The organism is Orenia sp. (assembly GCF_055140805.1).
The window spans coordinates 1-9380 of sequence record NZ_JBSQYM010000122.1; the positions used below are offsets into that span (position 1 = coordinate 1).

The window sequence follows — 9380 nt, forward strand, 5'->3', positions numbered from 1 at the left end:
CCAAGTCTAAAGTGTAATTTAATGGGAATATTACGAAACTTTAGTGTCAGGAATCAGGAACCTGGAATCAGTATGTTCTACAGATTCCTGATAACCGATAACCGATTCCTAAGGTGTCGTAATATCTCTCTATTGTTTCATTCTAGAGTTGTTTGTCTATATTATTCTAAATTCGTTTATATATCACTGAACAGAACATTATGATTATCTTCTACTTCTTTAAAACCTTCTCCCCGATGATTCTTATAAAATTCTTTAACCTCATCAATTACCTGCTCTGGCAAGAATTCCTCATCTCTATCCCATTTTTCACCGATATCAGGAACAGCAGTAAATAACATTTTAGTATAAGGATGAACAGGGTTATCATATATCTTTTTGGTATCGCCTCTTTCTACTAAGCGCCCCTTATACATAATTAAGGTATAATCACTGATATAATAACCTAAACTCAAATCATGAGTAATAAAGAGAACTGACATTCCGTTCTTCTTACAGATATCAACTAATAAATTTAAAACCCCAATTCTTGTTGAAGCATCTAACATACTGATTAACTCATCTGCCACCAGAATATCAACATCAAGCAGTAATGCTCTAGCAATTAGTAATCTTTGTAATTGACCACCACTCAATTGATGTGGGAATTTACCCAAGGTTCTATTTGGGTTAAGATTTACATTCTCTAAAGCTTCACGTATTTTTTCTTCTTTATTGCTTTTATCTAAGTAACTATCAAATATCATATCAAAGGCTCTATCTACCTTGTATAAAGGATTAAAGGAAGCAAAAGGATCTTGAAAAATTCCCTGAACCTTAGTGTAATAATCTTTCAGCTCACCTTTCTTTTTTATCTCTACTATATCCTGTCCTCGATACAATATCTTTCCCCCACTAGGTTGCAACAGCTTCAAAATCATCTTACCAATTGTTGACTTTCCACTACCACTTTCACCAACCAAGGAAAGAATAGTACCTGGCTTCATTTCAAAGGAAACATTTTTAACAGCTATAGTAGTTTCAGGATTAATAATTCCACTTTTAAAGACCTTAGTTAGACCTTCAACTGAAAGTATACTCTCTTCTCTTTGTTTAGTCATTGTTATCACTTCCCAATTCTCTCCATCTATGACATGCCGTATAATGACCCGCAGCTACTTTCTCTCTTACTGGAGTATTTGTGCATACTTCTTCTGCATAAGGGCATCTAAATCTAAATCTACAGCCATCTCCAATATTTAATAAATGAGGAGGTGTCCCCTCAATTCCACTTAACTTTTTATCCTTGTATTGAACTCCAACCTGAGGTAAAGATGAAATCAATGCCTTAGTATAAGGATGCTTTGGATTATTAACGATTTCATCTGTTGGCCCAATCTCTGCTATACGACCTGCATACATAACCATTATTCTATCTGCTATCTGATAAAGAATAGATAAATCATGGGTGATAAACATCGCTGAACCAATAATTTCTTCATCTCTTAGTTTGGCTAATAAAGTTGCTACAAATCTTTGTGAGCTTACATCCAAAGCTGAAGTAATCTCATCAGCAATAATAAAAGCTGGATCTAAAATTGATGAAATTACCATAATTACTCTCTGCTTCATTCCACCAGATAGCTCTATTGAAAAACGATTAAGTACAGATGGATCTAAATTAACCATATCCAATCTCTCTTCAACCTTAGCAAAGAATTTTTTATCTGGACTAATCCCATGTTCTCTTACCAAATCAGCAATAAAGGTTCTAATCTTCTTGGTTGGACTGAAAGCATCAAGAGCATATTGAGGAATTATTGAGATATCCTTCAACCTCATCTTTTTAAATTTCTTCTCTTTCATCTGCATTATATCTTCACCAAGAAGATTTACTTCCCCAGAAATATGCTGTAATGGGGGCTTTCTAGTGATAAAGGTGCTTGCTAAAGTACTCTTTCCACATCCAGATTCACCAGCAACCCCTAATATTTCTCCTCTTTTAATATTAAAAGTTACTCCATCAACAGCCTTTACATCACCTTTTAATATCTTATAGTATGCTTTTAAATCTTTTACTTCTAATATATTTTCTCTCATCTATTACATCTCCCTCAAGCGTGGATTAAAGACCTCATCAAGTCCTGTATTGATAAAATAAAGAGCAGTAACGAAGATAGTCAATATAAGTCCAGGAAGAATAGCCCACCACCAAATACCTAGCTGGATTGCATTCCAGTTAAGAGCATTTTGTAATACAAGTCCTAAAGAAATTCCTTGTGTTGGTCCAAGACCTAAGAACTCTAGTCCTACCGCTGCCAAAATTGCCCCTTTAAATTGAAGTATAAATACCATAAAGACATAAGATAACATATTAGCAGCTATATCCTCTTTAATAATTTGTAATACACTGATAGATGAAATTCTTGATAGATTTACATAATCCTGACTTCTAATAGCTAAAGTTTGAGACCTTACAGCTCTAGCTGTCCACGGCCAAGCTGTAACTGATATTATTAAACTCATAATTAATATACCTCTATCTCCAGGTAAATAAGCTGAAATTATAATCAATAAAGCCAGACTAGGGATAACAATGAAGATATTTGTCATAGCCATTAGAATTTCATCAATTACTCCTCCATAGTAACCAGCTAAAAAACCTATTATACAGCCAACAAAGGTAGAAATTACTCCAGCTATTAGTCCTACTAACAAAGAAGTACGAAGTCCAAGGGTTACCCTAGTAAAGACATCTTTACCCATAAAAGTAGTCCCAAACCAATGATCAGCTGAAGGTGCTTGAAATCCGTTGCTTACAAATTCATCATAATCATACGAGGTCAACATTGGACCAATAACAGCTAACAAAAACATAAATACAACAATCGAAATACCTATCATTACTTTTTTATTCTTAACTACATAATACAAATTCTCATGATTTTTCCAGAAATTTTCTAATAGCATTGTTTTACACCTCCTCAGAATAAGACAATCTAACTCGTGGATCTATAAGCATATAAATAATATCAACTATAAAATTGGCTACTAATACCATTGTGATTATAGCCAAAAAACAGCCTTGCATTAAAAAGAAGTCCTGATTTAAAACTGCCTTAACCATAATATTACCTAAACCGGGATAGGCAAATACCCTCTCTACAAAGACTGCCGCTGCAACAAAAGTACTCAAACTAATTGCTAATCCCGTTACCTGAGGTAATACACCATTTCTAAAGCCATAACTTCTAATTAATTTATCTGAAGCACCAAGGGACTTCATGTACCTAGAATAGTTAGATACTTTTTCATAAATAATCATATTTCTCATCCCAATTGCCCATCCACCTACTTGGATTAAAAAGATTGATAAAAATGGCAAGAACCAATGTTTCAAGACATCAAAGATAAATGCGAAATTAAAGCCTGGATGCATTGTAGAACTATAAGCCCCATTAACAGGAAACCAGCCAAATTTCACTCCAAAGACAAAGACAAGAACCATCGAAAACCAGAATTCAGGTGCTGAAGTTAAGAAATAAAAGAAAGGCATTACTCTATTATCTATCTTCTTATTGCCACCAGAGTAAGCTCCTAACTTATTACCAACTATCCAACTTAGTATAATTGCTGGTACTAAAATAATAAAGTCATAAATAATATTGTTCTTTACAATATCCATTACTGGTGCTGGGAAAAAAGAGATACTTATTCCTAAATCACCAACAAAGAGTGATTTCCAAAAATTAAAGTATTGAACCAATAATGGTTGATCAAAACCAAAGGTTTGAACAAATTGACTTTGAATAATCTCTCTTCCACCTTCCATGCCAGAAAAACGGGCTAATAACAAACTGATTGGATCTCCAGGCATAAAACGTGGTACAGCCCAATTGACAGTTACTGCTACAAAAAATGTTATTAAATAAACCAAAACTTTTTTACTGAGATACTTTCCCATAAGTAATAATTCCACTCCTTTCTTATATAACAGACCTGATTTTAATCAGGTCTGTCTATCACTATAATCAACTTAATTATTGTGCTGGCTTAAGATTAATTAACATCTCTATAGAACCAAATTGCCATTTTCCAGCCCATGTACATGGGTAACCTTCTGGATTATCTTCACTTGGCCAATTTGTCCAATATCCAGTTGTTGATTGAGCCCATAAACCATTGTACCAAACTGGAATTGATGGCATTTTTTCAAGAAGTCTTTTTTGAATATTAGCAGCAACCTCCATCGCCTTAGGATCATCAGATTTTAACATGTTAAACTTCTTAATCATATTAAATAATCTATCATCATCATAACGAGAATAGTTACCATCAGTTACCTGCTCACCATGAATTTCATCACTAGCAACCCACTTCCAATAACTAAATGGAGTAGAACTTCTAGAAGATGAGAAGTTATTGATCGCCATATCAAAACTTCCACCTTGAATTTGAGTCATATAGACTGAATAGTCTGGAAAACTTGGTACAGCATTAATACCAACTGCTTGGAAGTTTTGAGCTATAATTTTAATAGATTCCATCCAATCAGTCCAGCCATTTGGTACTATAATCTTCACCTCAAAAGCTTCACCATTTGGTTTTTCTCTCCATCCATCTCCATTAGCATCTACATAGCCTGCTTGATCAAGCATTGCTTTTGCTTTATTGGCATCATAAGAGAAACCATATTTATTCACAGCATCTTTTGAATAATAATCCATCCAAGCCTTACCGAATAATCCAGTTGGATTGGCTACTCTAACCTGTTCTTCAAATACCTTTTTAGTAATACTTTCAGAATTAATTGCAAATGCTAACGCTCTTCTTAACTTAGCATCATCTAATGGTGCTTTTGTCGTATTCATAAATAAAAGTGCAGTATTTTCAGAAATCATATGTGGAGCACCTTTATACCAAGTTTTCAAACCAAAATTACCTTTAATTTGAGGAATCCCTGGAAGGAAGTAATTACTTAAGTCTAATTCTTTTTTCATTAACATTCCAAGAGCATTGTTATTTCCAGGTACAACAAGATTCACAAGTTTTTTAGGCTTTGGTTGTCCAAAAACATCATTACCCCACCAATCATTATTTCTAATCCAAATCATTCTATCCTGTCCTGTTCCACCTGCCATATAAGGTCCAGTTCCCACAGGGTTTTCATTCGCAACTGATGTTAGTTGTTCACTAGACATATCTCCCCAGATATGTTCTGGAATTATAGGAGATTGATATAACATCTGTTTCCATTCTTGATAATGAGGCTTGTTAAATGTAAACTTAACTGTATAATTATCAACAAGTTCAACATCTTCTAACCAGTCCCAAATGTTAGAATAATGAAGAGGGTGGTTTTTAGATAATTCAAAGGTAAAGCGAACATCTTCAGCATCAAATTGCTCACCATCTGTCCATTTAATTCCTTTTCTCAACTTAATTTCATAAACCTTATCAGAAAGCCATTTTCCACTTTTTGCTAACCAAGGCTGATACTCGTTATCTAAAGGATAATAATGAAATAGATTTTCGTAAACAAGTCCTGTTGTACCAGTTGTTTCTTGCCAAGGTGTTAATGGGTTCCAGTTTACAGGAGCATTCCATAGACCTCCACCATATACTAAAGTCTCAGAACGACTGTAACTTACTGATTTTTTATCATTATTGCTTTTAGTTTCAGTCTGCTTGTTAATCTGTTCTTGAGGTTTGCTTTGATTATTATTTACCTGCTCATTTGCTCCACCACATGCTGTTAACAACATTAGTACCAAAGCTAAAATCACAAATAAAGTAATCTTTGTTTTATTAAACATTCAAATCCCCCTTAAATTTAATTATATTTGATTTAAAAATACACTTTAAAATATATAACTATGATTATCTCCTCAAAGTCTTAATTTTATTTTACAAAATGGAAAATAATTGCTTAAAAACTTATACTTTCTACTTATAATATCCTAACTTATATTCAAAATAAAATTATACTCTTCAATAAGTCTTATGTTTGTAAGTTTTTTTATTCTCTAAGATATTATAGTCTGTTAACAGACTATAATATCTTAATTAATACACTACGTACTGATTAGAACCAATACTCAACAATAATAGGAACTGTCCATTTCGAATCCTCTGCATCTGGGCTATACTCACCTGCAAATTTTGTACTAGTGTATTCTACACCTATACCAACTCTACCATTGCTTAAGTTTTTAGAAATACCGACTAAAGCACCAACAGAATTATCATTTGCAGTCCAATTTTCATTGAAGTAACGTAAATCTGTATTAACAGTATAATTACCAGCCATTACACCATCTGTTAAATTGAAGTTATAGTCAGCTCCAACACCCAATTGCATACCTAAACCTTCGTCATCATCTTTATCTTTTTTATCAAACTTAGTTTGAACTGTACTGTGTAAAGTCCATGAATCTATGGCAGTATATTTAGCATAAGCATTTAACCCTTTATAACCATGTTTACTATCTCCAGTTACTCCAAACTCCTCAGTTGGATGGAAATAACCAACGTCAAGAGTGAAATCATCTGCCAGGTTATCAAGTTTAAGTGCAGCATTGAATATACCATAGTTCTTAAGCTCTTTATCACTTGGATCATCTAAATATGCTTTTCCTATATACTGTGCACGAACCATACCGATGCCATCAAGCTCATAACCTAGACCATATTGACCACGTTCAAGCATCTTGCTAGTAGTATATTCTTCTGATACAGCAGATGAACCTTTACTCTGATCAAGGGAAGCAAATGCATGGAATTGATCATTATCATAATGAACTATAGTACCAGCATATACCTCATCTTGATCTGAATTTTGGTGTATGTTGCTTGCATCTCCTTTACCAGCTTTAGCACGAGCAAAGATAGCATCTTCATCGTCTAAATCTGCAAAACGTAACCAGTTCCATGAACCATAAACAGAATTACCACGTAAAGCATCGTAAAATACTGATGGTCCTAACTCAATAGTAAGGTTTTCAGTAGGCTTTGCCCATACTTTCTGTTGATCCTGATGACCAAAATCTCCGCCATCAGCATTGCTATCAACTTGAAAACCTATGTTTCCACTTTCACTTTCGCCTTTTATAGTCCAACCAATCCGGGCATTATTCCCACCCCAATTTGTAGTCTGTAAAGGCACATTATCATCTCCATCATAACTCTTAACCCATGGAGCAAAAATAGCAGATCCCCAAGCACTGATAGAGATTCTAGAATCTTTTGTTACCTTATTGCTAAGTTTTGCTTCTATATCAGCTAACCTCGCACCTAAATCGTCAACCTCGCCTGCTAAGGCATCATCATCAACAGTACTAGCAAATACTGGAACACTTAAAACTAAAACAAGAAACATAGAAACAAAAAATTTTTTCATATAAATCCTCCTCATTTTCTGTTTTTATTTTTAATATATTTACTGATTTATCTTTGATCAATAAATAAAACCATTTTATAATATCTTCCTAGTTGCGATATGTCAGCAAATTGTAAAAATTTACAATTTTCAAAAAATTATAAGTTCATTATAATCATTGTGATCCATTAAATTCCTTTTACATCGCAACTATATTATAAAACAAAAAATCCCATAAAGATATCCCTTAATTCAATCAAAGATTATCCTTTATGGGTATTATAAACTTATAGTCTTATGCCTCTTATTTAACTCTTATATCACTTATTTTAATCTAAACAATCATCCTTATTTAATTACCTTATAATATATTCAAATTTATCAAATTTCAAATTATTCTCTGTTTAATCCCTCCCCACCACCTCCTTAAAAAACTTCAATTCTTATAGAATTATAATTAGAAATTGATTCTGAAATATTTTAGCTATAAAATTAATAGTTAATTAAAAGAATGATTAAAATACTTTTAATAAAACTACCATAAGTAACTTACATAAACTGATTTTATATAACTATAATTATGTAACTTATTCTGCTTATGTAAAAAACCTTAAATGATATAGCCCTTATATAACTTATTATCTTCCTCTTTGTATATAAAATTATAACACAACTCAGAAAATTGCGCAATAGTTTTTCGGAAATATATTTATTGTTTCGTTACTAAACATTATTGATTTTTCTGACATCAACAGCCATAATTATCATTATTTTATAAAAAAATATCCTGTATTAGATCTAATACAGGATATCTTAAATGGAATTATTATTTGATTTTAGTAGTTGATTCCCTTACTAATAATTCTACTGATACTACTATCTTAATTGGTTTAAGGGATGTATCATCAATTAATTGCAACAATCTTCTAGCAGCTTCAATTCCCATCTCCCTTTTAAAGACCTTGATTGTAGTTAAGGCCGGAAATATGTGAGCAGAAATATTTATATCATCAAAACCTGCTATGGATATATCCTCAGGAAGTGAATAACCTAATTCATGGGCTGCTCTGATTACTCCCATAGCCAAAGTATCGGCTGCAGCAAAAATAGCTGTTGGCATCTCATTATTATTCAAGATTTTCTTTGCAATCTGATAGCCATATTCTGGTTTAATTGAATGTCCACAGAATTTTATCCAGTCATCATTCTTTTCTATTCCTGCTTTTTTTAAAGCTTGCTTATAAGTAACGTACCTCTCATCAAAAGGTATATTATTTAAAGGTCCACCAATAAAAGCTATTCTCCTATGCCCCAAGTCAATTAGATGTTTCATTATCATTCTAGCCCCTGATTGATTATCATTTACTACACAATCAATATTCTCATGCAATAATTCATTATCAACCAATATTACTGGTGTTTCACTATCTTTTATTCTTAAAATAATCTCTTTATCAATTCCAGAACCAATTAAGAGTAGACCAGCAATTTTTTCATCATTAATAAAATCATCTATAGTAAGCAAATCTATTTTTTTATCACCTGTTAAGCCTTTAAGAAACAAATTATAATTATTCTCATTCAAAAAACCTTCTATTCCTTCTATAATATTCCCGTAAAAAGGATTCAAGGTAAAATCCTCTCCAGAAAATTGGTTATTAAATAAAATCACTATATTCTCTTGATAGTTAGTATTCTTTTCAGATTTATTATAGCTTCTTGGCTCATATCCTAATCTATCTGCTACTGCTAATACATTCTCTGCAGTTTCAGAAGATACTCCCTCTTTATTATTAAAAACTCTAGATACTGTAGAAGGAGATACCCCACACTCTTTAGCGACATCTCTGATTGTAACTCTCATTATCCCCCCCCTTTCTCTATACTATTATTTGACAAAATAATATTTAATAAGCATTTATAATTCATGTGCGTTAACTTAGTCCATAATTTGTTAAAGTAAAATTTACATTTATAAAAATAGAAAAATGAGAGAACCTTTAGGTGACAACCCTAAAAGGAG

Annotated in this window: 7 protein-coding genes; all 7 read right to left on the reverse strand. The window is 32.5% G+C overall.

Annotation, left to right across the window (positions count from 1 at the left end; all coding sequences use genetic code 11):
* Positions 1–176: 176 nt before the first annotated feature.
* On the reverse strand, positions 177–1100 hold the full coding sequence (locus tag ACTCDL_RS11625; RefSeq protein WP_463176688.1) for an ABC transporter ATP-binding protein: 924 nt from the start codon (positions 1098–1100) through the stop codon (positions 177–179).
* A complete protein-coding gene (locus ACTCDL_RS11630) occupies positions 1093–2079 on the reverse strand; it encodes an ABC transporter ATP-binding protein (RefSeq protein WP_463176690.1) in 987 nt (328 codons plus the stop codon). Before ACTCDL_RS11630 ends, ACTCDL_RS11625 begins: the two co-directional genes overlap by 8 nt.
* Before the next feature lie 3 nt (positions 2080–2082).
* On the reverse strand, positions 2083–2949 hold the full coding sequence (locus ACTCDL_RS11635) for an ABC transporter permease (protein WP_463176691.1): 867 nt from the start codon (positions 2947–2949) through the stop codon (positions 2083–2085).
* Between the two features lie 4 nt (positions 2950–2953).
* Complete coding sequence (locus ACTCDL_RS11640) at positions 2954–3943, reverse strand: ABC transporter permease (protein ID WP_463176692.1); 990 nt, start codon at positions 3941–3943, stop codon at positions 2954–2956.
* Between the two features lie 76 nt (positions 3944–4019).
* Positions 4020–5795, reverse strand: a complete 1776-nt coding sequence (locus tag ACTCDL_RS11645) for an ABC transporter substrate-binding protein (protein WP_463176694.1) — start codon at positions 5793–5795, stop codon at positions 4020–4022.
* A gap of 269 nt (positions 5796–6064) precedes the next feature.
* Positions 6065–7378, reverse strand: coding sequence for a hypothetical protein (locus ACTCDL_RS11650; protein ID WP_463176695.1), 1314 nt, complete (start codon positions 7376–7378; stop codon positions 6065–6067).
* 805 nt (positions 7379–8183) lie between these two features.
* Positions 8184–9221: a LacI family DNA-binding transcriptional regulator gene (locus tag ACTCDL_RS11655; protein ID WP_463176696.1), complete on the reverse strand. Its 1038-nt coding sequence runs from the start codon at positions 9219–9221 to the stop codon at positions 8184–8186.
* Positions 9222–9380 lie beyond the last annotated feature (159 nt).